This window comes from Kitasatospora sp. NPDC089913, from assembly GCF_044748625.1.
In the GTDB taxonomy this organism is placed as follows: domain Bacteria; phylum Actinomycetota; class Actinomycetes; order Streptomycetales; family Streptomycetaceae; genus Kitasatospora.
In genome coordinates this window covers 623,729-638,104 of sequence record NZ_JBIVGI010000001.1, presented here as the reverse complement: position 1 = coordinate 638,104, position 14,376 = coordinate 623,729, and the positions used below count along the sequence as shown (strand labels likewise).

Here is a 14,376-nt window from a genome sequence, read left to right as displayed (position 1 = left end):
GGGACCGGGCAGCGGAACCGGGGGCGGGGGCGCACGTGCAGGACGTCGGAATCGGGGAACTGGCCCGGCAGACCGGGCTGCGGCCCTCGGCGCTGCGGTACTACGAGAGCCTCGGCCTGCTGCCCGCCGCCCGGCGCGAGGGCGGCCGCCGGGTCTGGCCGGCGGCCGCGCTGCGCCGGGTCGCCCTGATCCGGATGTCCCAGCGGGCGGGCTTCACGCTGGCCGAGATCCGGGGGCTGCTGGACTCCTCCACCGCGCGCGGCACCACCCGCCAGTGGCGTGCCCTGGCCGAACGCAAGCTCCCCGAGCTCGACCTCGTGGTCCGCCAGACCCAGCGGCTCCGGGACGCCGTCGCGGCCTGCCTCGCCTGCGGCTGCATGAACTTCGCCGACTGCGAACTCCTCTCCGCCGGTGCGGCCGACGGCGACTGACCGGGCGGGCGGGGCGGCCGCCGGAACGTGATCGACATGTGATCCGGCGCCCCCGTCCGGCGGGCTCCGGCGGCGTGCCCGGACGCCCTTTCCCGGGCCTGCGGCACGGTGCGGCCGACCGACCGCCCCGGGGTCCGCAGGCCAGGACGGCGGCCGTCCGGCCGGGGCCGCAGCAGGGCCCAACGGCCCTTTCGGCACCGGGAATCGGAGGTGAACGCACCTCCGCCGCCTCCTACGCTGGAAGCATCCCGCCCCCTCCGGAAGGCCCGCCCTTGAACCGCACCGTCCGCTCCGTCGACGACGTCCTCGACCTGCTCGACGGACTCTTCCGCCCCGAAGCCGACCGCTGGACCGACCGGGCCGCCGACTGGTGGGACGGCTTCTACGCCGACCGGGACTCCGGGCGGCCGTTCTTCGTCGACAAGCCGGACGAGAACCTCGTCGCACTGCTCGACGCCGGCCCGCTGCCGCCCGGTGCCCGGGTACTGGACCTCGGCTGCGGGGCCGGCCGCAACGCCGTGCACCTCGCCTCGCTCGGCTTCGAGGTGGACGCCGTCGACCTCTCCGCGACCGCCCTCGCCTGGGCGCGCGAGCGCGCGGAGGCGGCGGGCGTCGCCCCGCGCTTCCACCACGGCAACATCTTCGGCACCGAACTCCCCCTCCCCCACTACGACCTGGTGTACGACTCGGGCTGCCTGCACCACCTCCCGCCGCACCGCCGGATCAGCTACCTGGCCCTGCTGGAGCGCGTCCTCGCGCCGGGCGGGCACTTCGGGCTGACCTGCTTCGCGGCCGGCGCCATGGGTTCGGAGCTGCCGGACACCGCGCTGTACCGCAACGGCCGGCTGGACGGCGGACTGGCCTTCACCCCGGACGAACTCCGGTGGATCTTCGCCGGGTTCACCGAGCTGGAGATCCGCCCGATGGTCCCGCAGGGGCCCGCGTCGCCGCTCTTCGGCCTGCCCGTGCTGCTCACCGCCCTGTTCCGCAGGCCGCTCGCCGACTGAGGCATGCGGGCGCCCCGGCCGGGAAGGAAGGAGGTGGACAGGGCCGGGTCGCACCGCCGACCGGCCGGCCGGCAGCGAGAGGGGACGGGACGCGATGTCCGCCGACGAAACGCCGTGGGACGACGCCGTCGGGCGCGGACTGGGCTTCCTCCACCGGGCGTTGGGGCCCACCGGACTCCCCTCCGCCCGGCCCGGCGCCGACCCGGAGCTGCGCCGCCCGCTCAGCGGCGCCGAGGCGCGCCGGCACCTGCTCGTCACGCACGGGGAGGACCTCGGCTTCGACCCGGACGACGAGGGCTTCTCCGCGATGTGGGGGCTCGCGCTGCTGCGGCCGGGGTCCGAACGCGCCGAGGAGCGCGAGCTGGTCGCCGCGCTGGCGTCGCAGGTCGCGCGGTACCGCGAGCCCGCGGCGCAGCGCTACCGCATCTTCCCGCCCGGCCTCCCGTTCCCCGCCGACACCGACAGCACCGCCGTCGCGGCCGTCGGCCTGGCCCGGCACGGGCTGCTCGGGGCGGCCGAACTGGACGACCTTTCGCGGGAGTTGCTGGACACCCAGATAGGCCCGGACGACGGTCCGATACCGGCCTACTGGGAGGACAGCGACCGCAGTCCCGCGCGCGGACGGCGCTACGACGCCGTGTCCGCCGCCAACATCCTGTTCGCGCTGCACCTTCCGGGCGCCGCCCACCGGCTGCCGCACCCGGCGGCCGAGGCGACCCTCCGGTACGTCGTCGAACACCTCAACGGCCCCCGCACCGGCACCCGTTACTACTCCGCCCCGGAAGCCTTCCTGCACGCCGCCGCCCGGGCCTCCACCGTGGTGCCCGAACTCGCCGGGCCGGTACGGCGGGCGGTGGGGCACGTGACCACCCAGACCGCCGAGACTCCGCTCCTGGTGGCACTGCTCGTGCTCGCCGGCGAGCACGCCGGCGAGAGCGCCGAACTGCCCGAGCTGCGCCGCCGGCTGGCCGGGACCCAGCTCGCGGACGGCTCCTGGCCGGCCGCCGGCTACTTCCGCACCGGGCGGCTGCCGCTGTACTTCGGCTCGCCGCACCTCACCACCCTGTTCGCGGTCCGCGCGCTGCGCCCGGAGACCGCCGCCCGGCCGTGAGCACGGAGGAGGACGGGACCGGTACCACCGACGGGGCAGCCGGGACCGCCGACGGGGCCACCGGAACCACCGGGACCGCCGACAGGACGCCCCGGACCGGAGGGAGCGCCGCGGTGGCGGCACTGCTGGCGCCCTTCCGGGACGTCCTGGCCGCCCCGGGCGCGCCCGCCCTGGCCGCAGCGCTGCTGACGGAGTCCCTCGCCCACTGCGGCTGCGACCGCGGCGCCTCCTGGCACGCCGGGGAGGCGGTGTTCACCACCGTGTTCGAACTGCACGCCTCCCCCGCCGACGCCGACCCCGCCGAGCATCTGACGGTCGGCCGGTACATCGCGCTGTTCTTCCTGGTGGAGGACGGCCCGCCGGAGGAGGCCCGGGCGCTGGCCGACCGCATCCGGGCCGGCACCGGGTACGGCGACGGAGAGGCCGCCAGGGCACTGCGCGTCCTGCTGGCGGACCTCCGCGACCGCGGACTGCCGACCGGGCGGCTGACGGCGCTGGTCGCCGAGTTCTGCGCGGCCACCGCGGCGGAGGCCGCCGGGCCGCCACCGCCCGGGCGGGCGCCCGTCCCCCGCGCGGAGACGATCGGCGCGCGGCCGCACATCGAGTGCTGGCGACTGCTGCGGGCCCTGCCCCCGCCCGCTCCCGGCTCGTCCGGGCACGCGTTCGCCGAGGCGACCGTGGAGGCCGTGTACCTGGCCAACGACCTGCTGTCGGCGGCCGTCGAGGAGCGCGCCGGAGGGCGCGCCGCGGCCGGGAACACCGTGCTCGCCCGGGCCCGCGCCACCGGCGACCGCGCGGGTGCCGTCGAGTCCGCCGTCACCCGCTACAACACCCTGGTCGCGACGCTCGCCGCCGAACGGCACCGGCCGCTGCCCGCCCTGCTGGGCGAACTGGTGGACGGCAATCTCCGCGGACACCTCGCCCTCGCCGGCGTCCGCTACCCGGGCCTGCCCCTGGACGTCCTCGGCCGGCTGCGCACCGTCGCGGAGACGGGGCGGCCGTAGGCCGTGTCCTTCGGACCGCGCCGGGCGGGCGGCGCGGTCCGAAGGACACGGCCCGGAGGCCCCGGGCGGCGCGGTACCGGACCGCCGTCACGGCCCGGGCGAGGCGGCGCCGCCGTCGCACAGCCTCCGCAGCAGCCCGTCCAGGTCGAGACGGGTGCGCTCCCGCCCGATCGGGACCAGGCTCTCGGTGCGGGCGAGGAAGTCCCGGACCCGCCCGGCGGGGGCCCGCAGGACGACGCTGCTCCCCTCGCCGGTGAGGGTGATGAAGACGGAGTCGAGCCGCTCGTCCACGCCGGGGTGGACCGACACACTGCCGATCCCGGACCAGCCGTGCAGTCCGGTGGCGAGCAGGTCGCGGGCGAACACCCAGGTGATGGGCGTGGCGAGGTCGGTGTGGTTGTCGAGGAAGACGGCGTAGGGATCGGCGGCGTGGTACCGCAGCCGGGCCGCGACGGAGACGGTCAGACCGGGGCAGACGGCGACCCGCAGGTCGAGCTCGACCGCGCAGCCGTCACCGGGGGCGTACTGCGCGGGGACGCGCGGGCTGTCGTACGTCATGACCGCCTCCGGGTGGGGCGCACCGCCGGAACGGCGACGCGGGCATGCAGAATCGTTTCTTCACAACCGCCACGGGCGGAAAAGTCAGGGCTCACGGCAGGAACAACGAGCCACCCGGGCTTCGGCAACCCCCGCGTCCGTCCGTCCCTCCCTGCCGTCCCTCCCTGCCGTCCCTCCCTCCGCGCCGGACCACCCGCACCGGACCACCCGCGCGGCCCAGGCCGACGGCGCGCCGCCCCGCGCCGGGTCCGCCCCGTCCCTAGGCTGACGCCGCAGCAGCCCCGAGCGCCGCCGCCCCCGCAGCGGCCCGCGCGCCCCCTCCCCGCCGCGACCCCAGGAACGGACCACCCCCATGCACCCTGTCGTACGCGGCGCCGGGGCCCTCGGCCTCGCCGCGGTCCTGGCCGCCGGCACGGCCGCCTGCGAGAGCGGCTCCGGCACCGCCGCCGCCTCGCCCACCGCTCCCGCCTCCTCGGGCTCCACCTCCGCCTCAGCCTCCGCCTCCGCGGGCGTCCCGCCGCTGCCGGCCTCGCTCACCGGCCAGCAGCTCGACTGGCAGCCCTGCCCGGCCCCCTCCACCGCCCAGGGCGGCGACGGCTCCGCCCCGGGCGCGCCCTGGCAGTGCGCCACCCTCAAGGCCCCGCTGGACTACACGAAGCCCGACGGGCAGACCATCGACCTGGCCCTGATCCGGGCCGTGGCCACCGGCACCGGCGGGCAGTCCCGGATCGGCTCGCTGATCTACAACTTCGGCGGCCCCGGCGGCTCCGGCGTCGCCACCCTGCCCGCCCTCGCCAAGGACTACGCCGACCTCAACGCCCGCTACGACCTGGTGAGTTTCGACCCGCGCGGGGTCGGCAACAGCGCGGGCGTACGGTGCCTGGACGACGCCGCCACCGACGCCTCCGCCGCCGTCGACGGTTCGCCCGACGACCAGGCCGAGACCACCGCGCTCGACGCGGCCAACACCGCCTACGTCGCCGCCTGCGAGCAGAACTCCGGGGCCGTCCTGCCCCACGTCGACACCGTCTCGGCCGCCCGCGACCTCGACCTGATGCGCCAGGTGCTCGGCGACGCGAAACTGCACTACTTCGGCATCTCCTACGGCACCGAACTCGGCGGCGTCTACGCCCACCAGTACCCGGGCAATGTCGGCCACCTGGTGATGGACGCCGTCGTCGACCCGACCAAGGACCCGGAGCAGAACGCGCTCGCCCAGGCCAAGGGCTTCCAACTCGCCCTGGAGAACTTCATGAAGGCGTGCGCCGCGCAGGCCGGACCGTCCTGCCCGACCGGCCAGGGCGGCGAGGAGGGCACCCGGCGGATCACCGACCTGCTGACCGCTCTCGACGCCGCCCCGCTTCCCACCGACGGCTCCCGCAAGCTGACCCAGGACCTCGCGGTCACCGGCATCGCCGCCGCGCTCTACAACCCGAACTCCTGGAACGCCCTCTCCGTCGGGCTCCAGGAGGCGATGCAGGGCGGCACCGGCACCACCCTGCTCGCGCTCGCCGACGCCTACACCGGCCGCGACCAGCAGGGCCACTACAGCAACCAGTCCGCCGCCAACCGGGCGATCAGCTGCGCCGACGACAGGTCCCGCTACACCGCCGCCGACGTGCAGGGGCTGCTGCCCGCGTTCCGCCAGGCCTCTCCGGTGTTCGGCGACTTCACCGCCTGGGGCCTGACCTCCTGCACCGGCTGGCCGGTGCAGGGCGGCGCCGACCTCCCCGAGGTGTCCGCGCCGGGCTCGGCGCCGATCGTCGTCATCGGCAACACCGGCGACCCGGCCACCCCGTACGAGGGCGCCGGGGCGATGGTGCGGCAACTCGGCCCGGGCGTCGGGGTCGAGGTCACCCTCCAGGGCCAGGGCCACGGCGGCTACGACTCCGGCAACGCCTGCCTCAAGCAGGCCGTCGACCAGTACCTGCTGGCCGACAAGGTGCCGGCCGAGGGCACCACCTGCGCGTAGTCCGGGTCCTGGGACCGGCCGGTCGCCGGTCGGTCCGCCCCCGTCGGGGCTGCCCGGTGCCCCCGCGGGCGACGGCCCGGAGCGGCCCGCCCCCGGCACCGTCTGCACCTGGATCCACCAACCCCCCACCCCGGACGGCGACTTCGCGGCACGGCACCCTACCGTGGGCCCCGGAAAGGGGACCACATGACCGCCCAACCGCCACCGCCGCAGGGAAACCGCCGCCTCCTCGACCCCGCGCGACCGTTCCCCGAACGGGTCGCCCGGCTGGTCCGGGACTGGGAGGACGACGGCCGGGCCCGCTACCGCCTGGTCGACGGGCGGCCGTTGCTCGCCCTCTACTGCTGGCACCTGGACGCCGCCCGGCGCGGCACCACCGAGGACGACCCGGCGACCGCGGCGTACATCGCCGCGGCCTTCGCCGCCAACGGCGGCGCCGACGGGTGGGACGCGCTGCTGCGCGAACGGGCCGACTGCGCCTGCCACGGGCAGAGTTGGCGACTGGAGAACATCTCGGTCTGTCTCGGCTGCCTGCGCTACGTGTGCTACCAGGTCGAGGGGCCCTGCTGTCCCGGCGCCCGCATCGTGGGCTGAGCCGTCACAGCGCCGGGCCGGAAGCCCCCGTGCGCACCCGCTCCCCCGTCAGGAGCCGGGCCAGCAGCGCGGCGGGCCCCTCCGGCAGCGCGCCGTGCACCAGCTCCGTCCGGTGCACCAGCCGGGGAGCCCGGACCGGCACCGCCGCCACGTCCGGCACCCCGGCCAGGGCGGTGGCGGGCAGCAGCGCCAGCCCGTGCCCGGCCGCGACCAGGGCGAGCAGCCCCCGCACGTCGGTGCCCGGGTAGCGGGCCGCGGGCCGGTAGCCCTCGACACCGGTGGCGGCACTCAGCCGGGCGGCGGTCGGGGCGAGGCCCGGGGCGTCCAGCCAGTGGGCGGCGGACAGGTCGGCGAGCGCCAGGCCGGGGCGTCCGGCGAGCGGGTGCCCGACCGGCAGGGCGACGACGAGCGGTTGTTCGGCGACGGCGACGGTGGCGAGCGGGCCGACGTCGGGCAGCGGGAGCGGGTCGCTGGGCGCGGCCGGGCCGTCGACGAGCGCGAGATCGACCTCGCCGGTCGCGACCTCGGCGGGCAGGACGTCCTGGGCCACCACCCGCACCGTCAGGTCCACCGCCGGATACGCCCGGCGCACCTCGGCGAGCGCGCGCCCCAGTTCCGCTCCGACCGCCAGCGGGGTGGCACCGACCGTGAGCCGGGCGCTCGCGGCACCCGCGAGGCGTGCGATGTCGGCGCGCGCCGCATCGATCCTCAGCAGCAGTGCGGAGGCGTGCTCCAGCAACCGTTCACCGGCACCGGTGGGCCCGACCGGACGGCGGTGGAGCACGGCGGTGCCGAGGTCCGCCTCCAGTGCCGCGATCTGCTGGGAGACGGCGGACTGGGTGTAGCCGAGTTCGCGGGCCGCCTCGGAGAACGAGCCCAGCCGGGCCACCGTGACGAAGGTGCGCAGCTGCTGCGGCTCCATCTGCCATCACATCCACTGATCGAGGGGTAAGCAATCATCGTTGGCGCTGATGCCGCGTCGGCGGTCAGGATAACCGCATGACGCATCCCTCCTCCCGCCTGGCCCTGGTCGGCGACCGCTCCGCCGCCGTCCGCTCGCACGCCCGCATCCCGGGGCTGCTCGACGCGCTCGCCGCCCGCGAGCACCTCGTCCTGGACGCCTACTGGATCCCCACCGAGGACGCCGCGGCCCCCGGCGCGCTCGACGGCTTCGACGCGGTCTGGCTGCTGCCCGGCAGTCCGTACCGCAGCGAGGACGGCGCGGTCGCCGCCGTCCGCACCGCCCGCGAGCGGCGCATCCCCTTCCTCGGCACCTGCGCCGGCTTCCAGCACGCGGTGCTGGAGTACGCCCGGAACGTCTGCGGCATCGACGGTGCCGCGCACGGCGAGAGCAACCCGGAGGAGACGGACCGGGTGATCGTGCCGCTCACCTGTTCCCTGGTGGGGCACGAGGGCGCCGTCCGGCTGACCCCCGGCTCGCTGGCCGAACGGGTGCTCGGCGCGCCGCGCACCGTGGAGCGGTACCACTGCGCGTACGGGCTGAACGACGGCTACCTGGAACGGCTGCGCGCGGGCGGTCTGCGGTTCACCGGCGCGGACGACGCGGGCGAGCAGCGGATCCTGGAGCTGCCGGAGCAGGACCACCCGTTCTTCCTGGCCTCGCTGTTCCAGCCGGAGCTGGCCGGGGACGGCACCCGGGCGCACCCGATGATCCGGGCCTTCGCGGCCGCGGCCGTGGCCCGCACCGCCGCGGCCTGAGCGGGGGCCGGCGCACGCCGGGGCCCCGGGGCCGGCGGCTCAGCGACGGGCGGCCAGCCGCTCCCACGCCTCGTCGACCCGGGGGGCCAGCTCCGCCAGCGATCCGCTGTTGTCGATCACCAGATCGGCGATCGCCAGCCGGTCCGCCCGGCTCGCCTGGGCGGCCATCCGGGCCCGGGCCTCGTCCTCGGTCATGCCGCGCAGCCGCACCAGCCGGTCGATCCTCACCTCGTCCGCCGCGTCGACGACCACGACCAGGTCGTACAGCGGGCCGAGCCCGTTCTCGGCCAGCAGCGGCACGTCGTGCACCACCACCGCGTCCGGCGCGGCCGCCGACTCCAGCTCGGCGGACCGCGCCCGGACCAGCGGGTGGACGATCGCGTTCAGCGCCTTCAGCCGCTCCGGGTCGGCGAAGACGACCGCGCCGAGGGCGGGCCGGTCCAGCGAGCCGTCCGCCGCGAGCACGCCCGGGCCGAACTCGGCGGCCACGGCCGCCAGGCCGGGCGTCCCGGGGGCGACCACCTCGCGGGCGATCACATCGGAGTCCACGATCACCGCGCCGTGGGCGGCGAGCAGCCGCGACACCTCGCTCTTGCCCGCGCCGATGCCGCCCGTCAGTCCGATCTTCAGCATGGCGTCAGGCTACCGGCGCGGACCGCCCTCCCGTCACCCCGGGCCGCCCGGTCACCCGCTCCGGCCCGGGCGCCGCCCCGGCCTCCGGCCCCCGGGCCCCTGAGACTCACCCCACGTCGAGGCTCTCGCCCTCGCCCAGGGTGCGCAGCTCCGCGCCACCCGGACCGCCCGGGCCGATCAGCCGGGTGTGCACGGCGAGGCCGACCGGGCTGAGCACCGCGTCGTGCACCGGCACCGCCTGCCGCGCCCCGGCCTCCCGGACGTAGTCGACGAGCTCGCCGACCTTGGTCCACGGCGCGGCGATCGGCAGCAGCAGGGTGTCCACCGGTCCCGGCGGGACGAGCAGCGCGTCACCGGGGTGGAACAGCCGCCCGTCGAACAGGAAGCCGATGTTCCGCACCAGCGGGATGTCCGGATGGATGACGGCGTGCCACTCGCCGTGCACCGAGACCGGGATCCCGCCGAGGTCGAAGGCGTCGCCCTCGCCGACCGCCACCACCCGCCGGCCGACCCCGTCCAGCTTCCCGGCCACGTCCTCGTTGGTCCACACCCGCAGCCCCGGGTCCGCCTCCAGGGCGGCCCGCAGCCGGGCCTCCTCGAAGTGGTCGACGTGCTCGTGGGTGATCAGGACGGCGTCCGCACCGGCCAGGGCGGCGGGGTCGGTGAACGATCCGGGGTCGACGACCACGGTCGTCCCCCCGTGCTCGAGGCGTACACAGGCATGTCCGAACTTGGTGATCCGCATGGGATGAACATACAGCAGAACTGCACAGTTCTGCTGTAGATCTTCGGGGTAGGCTTCTCCCGTGAACAGCCCGCACCCCGAGACCCTCGAACTCGCCGCCGACCTGCGCGGCGCCATCGGCGAACTGGTCCGCGCACTGCGCCCCGACGACGCGCTGCCGCAGAACCAGGCCGGCGTCCTCGGTCTGCTGGTCCGCGACGACCGCGCCCGCACCGTCGCCGAACTGGCCGTCCTCCAGCGCGTCCGGCACCAGTCGATGGCCCGCACGGTCGCGCTGCTCACCGAGGCCGGCCTGGTCACCCAGCAGCCGCACACCACCGACCGCCGCAAACTGCTGGTCACCGCCACCGAGGCCGGCCGCGCCGCCCTGTACGAGCAGCGCGCCCGCCGCGAGGCACGGATCGCCTCGGCGATCGAGGCCCGGCTCAGCCCCGACGAGCGCGAGACCCTGCGCAGCGCCGTCGCCCTGCTCCGCCGCCTGCCCTGACCGCGGGCGGGCCCGGACGCCGCCCCGCCCCCTCGCCGCACCCGCCCCCTCGCCGCACCCGCCCCGGGAGCTACGAGGCCGTGCCGACCAGTTCCTCCGCCGGACGCTGCGCCGGCAGCACGGCCGGGGCCAGCTCCGGCAGCTCGACGTGCTCGCTCAGCCCGAACCGGTCGTGCAACCGCCGCAGCGGGCGCGGCGCCCACCAGTTGAACTCGCCGAAGAAGCTCATCGCGGCCGGCACCAGCAGACAGCGGACCAGGGTCGCGTCGACCGCGACGGCGACGGCCAGCGCGATGCCCATCTGCTTGACCATCAGCATGTCGCCGAGGGCGAAGCCGGCGAAGACGATCACCATCAGCAGCGCCGCCGAGGTGATGATCCGACCGCTGCGCTGGACGCCAAGCTCCACCGCCCGGGTGCAGCTGTGCCCCTTGTCCCGCAGCTCCTTGATCCGGGCCAGCAGGAAGACCTCGTAGTCCATCGACAGCCCGAAGGCGAACGCGAACACCAGGACCGGGATGAAGGTCTCCAGCCCGCCGGTCGGACTGAAGCCGAGCAGCCCGCTGAACCAGCCGTCCTGGAACACCAGGGTCAGCGCGCCGAGCGAGGCGCCCAGCGAGAGCAGGTTCATCAGCAGGGCCTTGACCGGCATCACCACCGAGCCGGTCATCAGGAAGAGCAGGACCAGGGTCCCGAGCGCCACCAGGCCGAGCGCGATCGGCCCCCGGGTGAGCAGTTCGTCCTGGAAGTCGACCACCGAGGCCGCCCCGCCGGTCACCTGGGTGGTCAGCCCGCCCCGGTCCGCGCGCAGCTCCTTGACGACCTGCTTGGCCTCCGCGCCCTGCGGGTCGCCGTGCACCAGGACGTCGACGGTGGAGACGGTGTCGCTCACCGGGGTGACGGCCCGCACCCCGCTGACGCCGGGCAACTGGGCCACCACGTCGTCCGCGTAGGCCTGGGCGACCGTCGCACCGCTCTGCACCACCACCGTGATCGGGGCGGCCGAGGCCTGCGGGAAGCGCTGGTCGACGGTCTCGGCGACCTGCCGGCCCGCCGAGGAGGCGGGCAGCACGGCGGCACCGGAGTTGCGCATCTCGGCGTGCAGGAACGGCGCCCCGGCGGCCATCAGCACCCCGGTGCAGACCAGTGCGACCAGCACGGCCCGCTTGCGGACCCGGCGCACGGTCCGGCTGAAGAAACCCTCGTCGGGGACGGGCGCAGCGGGTGTCCTGATCCGGCGCCCGGCGAAGCCGAGCAGCGCGGGCACCAGCGTCAGCGCGGCGGCCACCGCGATCACCACGACGCTCACCCCGGCCGCGGCGACCGCCCCGAGCACCGGACTGGTGAAGACGAACAGCCCGGACAGGGCGACGGCGACGGTCAGTCCGGAGAAGGCGACGGTGCGCCCGGCGGTGGCGGCGGTCCGCTCCACGGCGGCGGAGATCGACGCTCCGTGCCCGCGTTCCTCGCGGAAACGATTCACCATGAGCAGCGCGTAGTCGATCGACAGTCCGAGCCCCAGCACGGTGGCGATCGGCAGCACACTGGTGTCGATGTCCATGATCCTGCTGAAGCCGAACATGGCCAGCAGCGCCCCGCCCACCGAGGCGACGGCCCCGATCACCGGCAGGCTCGCGGCGGCCAGGCCGCCGAACACCAGGACCATCACGATCAGGGTGAGCGGCAGGGTCACGATCTCGCCGAAGCGGGTGTCCTTCTCGGTCTGCTTCTTGACCTCGTCCTGGAGCACGAGGTCCCCGCCGACGGTCACCTTGCCACCACCGGGCCGGACTTCGGCGCCGATCGCGGCCAGCCGCTGGTTCACGGCGCCGGCCTGCGCGGAGGTGCTGCTGTCCGCCATCCGCACCGAGACCAGGCTCGCGTTGCCGTCGGCCGAGCGGAGCGCCCCGGAACCCGGGCCGGGGCCGTAGGCGTCGACCACCGAGGAGACCCCGGGCAGGGCCGCGATCTCGGCGGTGGCCCGGGTGACGGCGTCGCGCACCGCGGTGTCGTCCACGGAGCGGCCGTCCACCACGGCGGTGACGGTGCCCCGGGCCGGGTCGGCGGCGGCGACGACCGCGCTGCCCCGGTCCGCCTCGGCGGAGGCGGAGGAGGCGCCGGCCACCGTGCCCTCGAAGACCCGGCCGCCGATCAGCACGCCTATGACCAGGACGACCGCCCAGAACCCGAGGACCCAGCGCCGCTGCCGGTAGCAGAACCGGCCGAGGGCGGCGAGACGTCCGGCGACCCGGGGGTCGGCGGACGTACCGGCGTCGGGGACGAGGGGGGAAGCGGGGGTCACGGCAGAGCGACGGCGCATATGCGTGGGGTGCCTAGCGTGCGGGGCCGGGTGAGCGACCCATCGGGCAACTCCCCCCAAGGTAGGCCCCAGGTCCCGAATCACCCATAGGCATCCGATGAGCCCCTAATCACAAAAATACGGCCCATAAAGAACAGATAATGAAGGCCGAAAAACAATGGACCCCGCTCGGAAACCGAGCGGGGTCCATCGATGACGCCGGGTTCTGATCAGCCGGAGCTAATCAGCCACAGCGGCGGGGTCAGAGCTTCAGCTCTGGCCACCGGCCAGCTTCTCGCGCAGGGCGGCCAGGGCCTCGTCGGAGGCCAGGGCGCCCGAGCCCTCGTCGCTGCTGGACGAGTAGGAGCCACCGGCCGCGGCGGCAACGGCGTCGCCACCCTCGGCAGCGGCCTCCGCGTCGGCCTCGCGGCTCTTGATGACCTGGGCCTGGTGCTGCTCGAAGCGGGTCTGGGCCTCGGCGTACTGCCGCTCCCACTCCTCGCGCTGCTTCTCGAAGCCGGGCAGCCAGTCGTTCGCCTCGGGGTCGAAGCCCTCCGGGTAGATGTAGTTGCCCTGGTCGTCGTACGACGCGGCCATGCCGTAGAGGGTCGGGTCGAACTCGACCTCGGCCGGGTTGGCACCCAGCGCCTCGTTGGCCTGCTTCAGCGAGAGGCTGATGCGGCGACGCTCGAGGTCGATGTCGATGACCTTGACGAAGATCTCGTCGCCGACCTGGACGACCTGCTCCGGGATCTCGACGTGGCGCTCGGCCAGCTCGGAGATGTGGACCAGACCCTCGATGCCCTCGTCCACGCGGACGAACGCACCGAACGGAACCAGCTTGGTGACCTTACCCGGAACGACCTGGCCGATCTGGTGGGTACGGGCGAACTGCTGCCACGGGTCCTCCTGGGTCGCCTTCAGCGACAGGGAGACGCGCTCGCGGTCCATGTCCACGTCGAGAACCTCGACGGTGACCTCCTGGCCGACCTCGACAACCTCGGACGGGTGGTCGATGTGCTTCCAGGACAGCTCGGAGACGTGCACCAGGCCGTCGACGCCACCCAGGTCCACGAAGGCACCGAAGTTGACGATCGAGGAGACGACGCCGGAGCGCACCTGGCCCTTCTGCAGGGTGGTGAGGAAGGTCTGGCGGACCTCGCTCTGGGTCTGCTCCAGCCAGGCACGGCGGGACAGGACCACGTTGTTGCGGTTCTTGTCCAGCTCGATGATCTTGGCCTCGAGCTCCTTGCCCACGTAGGGCTGGAGGTCGCGGACGCGACGCATCTCGACGAGCGAGGCCGGCAGGAAGCCACGGAGGCCGATGTCGAGGATGAGACCACCCTTGACGACCTCGATGACGGTACCGGTGACGATGCCGTCCTCTTCCTTGATCTTCTCGATCGTGCCCCAGGCACGCTCGTACTGAGCGCGCTTCTTGGACAGGATGAGACGACCCTCCTTGTCCTCCTTCTGGAGAACCAGGGCCTCGATGTTGTCGCCGACGGCGACGACCTCGTGCGGGTCGACGTCGTGCTTGATCGACAGCTCGCGGGACGGGATGACGCCCTCGGTCTTGTAACCGATGTCGAGGAGGACCTCGTCACGGTCGACCTTCACGATGACGCCCTCGACGATGTCGCCATCGTTGAAGTACTTGATGGTCTCGTCGATCGCGGCCAGGAACGCCTCGGCGTCGCCGATGTCGTTCAGCGCGACCTGCGGGGTGGTGCTGAGGGAGGAGTCGGTGGGGCTCGTCATTAGGAAAAGGGCTCCGGTACGGACATGAAAGTCGTAGGTAATGCCACGCGGAGGG

At 74.6% G+C, this 14,376-nt stretch carries 14 protein-coding genes; 8 read left to right on the top strand and 6 right to left on the bottom strand.

Going from position 1 to position 14,376, the window contains the following annotated elements; all coding sequences use genetic code 11:
• Nucleotides 1-35: 35 nt before the first annotated feature.
• The 4 genes from ACIPYS_RS02840 to ACIPYS_RS02825 all read left to right on the top strand — a co-directional run bounded on the left by ACIPYS_RS02840 (nt 36) and on the right by ACIPYS_RS02825 (nt 3,553).
• Nucleotides 36-431 (top strand): MerR family transcriptional regulator, encoded by a 396-nt coding sequence (locus ACIPYS_RS02840; RefSeq protein ID WP_093862469.1) that lies wholly within the window; start codon nt 36-38, stop codon nt 429-431.
• Between the two features lie 272 nt (nt 432-703).
• Nucleotides 704-1,438 carry a class I SAM-dependent methyltransferase gene (locus ACIPYS_RS02835; protein ID WP_093862468.1) on the top strand — a complete coding sequence of 245 codons (735 nt, stop codon included), beginning with the start codon at nt 704-706 and terminating at the stop codon, nt 1,436-1,438.
• A 94-nt stretch (nt 1,439-1,532) separates the two neighbouring features.
• Complete coding sequence (locus tag ACIPYS_RS02830; protein ID WP_400742220.1) at nt 1,533-2,549, top strand: hypothetical protein; 1,017 nt, start codon at nt 1,533-1,535, stop codon at nt 2,547-2,549.
• On the top strand, nt 2,546-3,553 hold the full coding sequence (locus ACIPYS_RS02825) for a hypothetical protein (protein ID WP_400742217.1): 1,008 nt from the start codon (nt 2,546-2,548) through the stop codon (nt 3,551-3,553). Before ACIPYS_RS02830 ends, ACIPYS_RS02825 begins: the two co-directional genes overlap by 4 nt.
• A gap of 87 nt (nt 3,554-3,640) precedes the next feature.
• Here the strand turns inward: ACIPYS_RS02825 and ACIPYS_RS02820 are convergent, their stop codons facing one another.
• Nucleotides 3,641-4,111, bottom strand: coding sequence for an SsgA family sporulation/cell division regulator (locus tag ACIPYS_RS02820; RefSeq protein ID WP_093862465.1), 471 nt, complete (start codon nt 4,109-4,111; stop codon nt 3,641-3,643).
• 352 nt (nt 4,112-4,463) lie between these two features.
• Here ACIPYS_RS02820 and ACIPYS_RS02815 point away from each other — a divergent pair, with 352 nt between their 5' ends.
• On the top strand, nt 4,464-6,083 hold the full coding sequence (locus ACIPYS_RS02815) for an alpha/beta hydrolase (protein WP_093862464.1): 1,620 nt from the start codon (nt 4,464-4,466) through the stop codon (nt 6,081-6,083).
• Nucleotides 6,084-6,269: 186 nt separating this feature from the next.
• A complete protein-coding gene (locus ACIPYS_RS02810; RefSeq protein ID WP_093862463.1) occupies nt 6,270-6,677 on the top strand; it encodes a hypothetical protein in 408 nt (135 codons plus the stop codon).
• A gap of 4 nt (nt 6,678-6,681) precedes the next feature.
• Here the strand turns inward: ACIPYS_RS02810 and ACIPYS_RS02805 are convergent, their stop codons facing one another.
• Complete coding sequence (locus tag ACIPYS_RS02805) at nt 6,682-7,599, bottom strand: LysR family transcriptional regulator (RefSeq protein ID WP_400742213.1); 918 nt, start codon at nt 7,597-7,599, stop codon at nt 6,682-6,684.
• A 77-nt stretch (nt 7,600-7,676) separates the two neighbouring features.
• Here ACIPYS_RS02805 and ACIPYS_RS02800 point away from each other — a divergent pair, with 77 nt between their 5' ends.
• Nucleotides 7,677-8,396, top strand: a complete 720-nt coding sequence (locus ACIPYS_RS02800; protein WP_400742211.1) for a hypothetical protein — start codon at nt 7,677-7,679, stop codon at nt 8,394-8,396.
• A gap of 39 nt (nt 8,397-8,435) precedes the next feature.
• Here the strand turns inward: ACIPYS_RS02800 and coaE are convergent, their stop codons facing one another.
• Nucleotides 8,436-9,029, bottom strand: a complete 594-nt coding sequence (gene coaE, locus ACIPYS_RS02795; RefSeq protein WP_400742208.1) for a dephospho-CoA kinase — start codon at nt 9,027-9,029, stop codon at nt 8,436-8,438.
• Nucleotides 9,030-9,135: 106 nt separating this feature from the next.
• Nucleotides 9,136-9,774 carry an MBL fold metallo-hydrolase gene (locus ACIPYS_RS02790; protein ID WP_400742205.1) on the bottom strand — a complete coding sequence of 213 codons (639 nt, stop codon included), beginning with the start codon at nt 9,772-9,774 and terminating at the stop codon, nt 9,136-9,138.
• A gap of 61 nt (nt 9,775-9,835) precedes the next feature.
• Between ACIPYS_RS02790 and ACIPYS_RS02785 the strand changes: the two genes are divergently transcribed.
• Nucleotides 9,836-10,261: a MarR family winged helix-turn-helix transcriptional regulator gene (locus ACIPYS_RS02785; protein WP_093862458.1), complete on the top strand. Its 426-nt coding sequence runs from the start codon at nt 9,836-9,838 to the stop codon at nt 10,259-10,261.
• 70 nt (nt 10,262-10,331) lie between these two features.
• Here ACIPYS_RS02785 and ACIPYS_RS02780 read toward each other — a convergent pair whose 3' ends face one another.
• Both ACIPYS_RS02780 and rpsA read right to left on the bottom strand, forming a co-directional pair.
• Complete coding sequence (locus ACIPYS_RS02780; protein ID WP_159425021.1) at nt 10,332-12,563, bottom strand: MMPL family transporter; 2,232 nt, start codon at nt 12,561-12,563, stop codon at nt 10,332-10,334.
• 267 nt (nt 12,564-12,830) lie between these two features.
• The gene (rpsA, locus tag ACIPYS_RS02775; RefSeq protein WP_030307517.1) at nt 12,831-14,321 is read right to left on the bottom strand and encodes a 30S ribosomal protein S1; all 1,491 of its coding nucleotides are present in this window, start codon (nt 14,319-14,321) and stop codon (nt 12,831-12,833) included.
• Nucleotides 14,322-14,376: the final 55 nt, after the last annotated feature.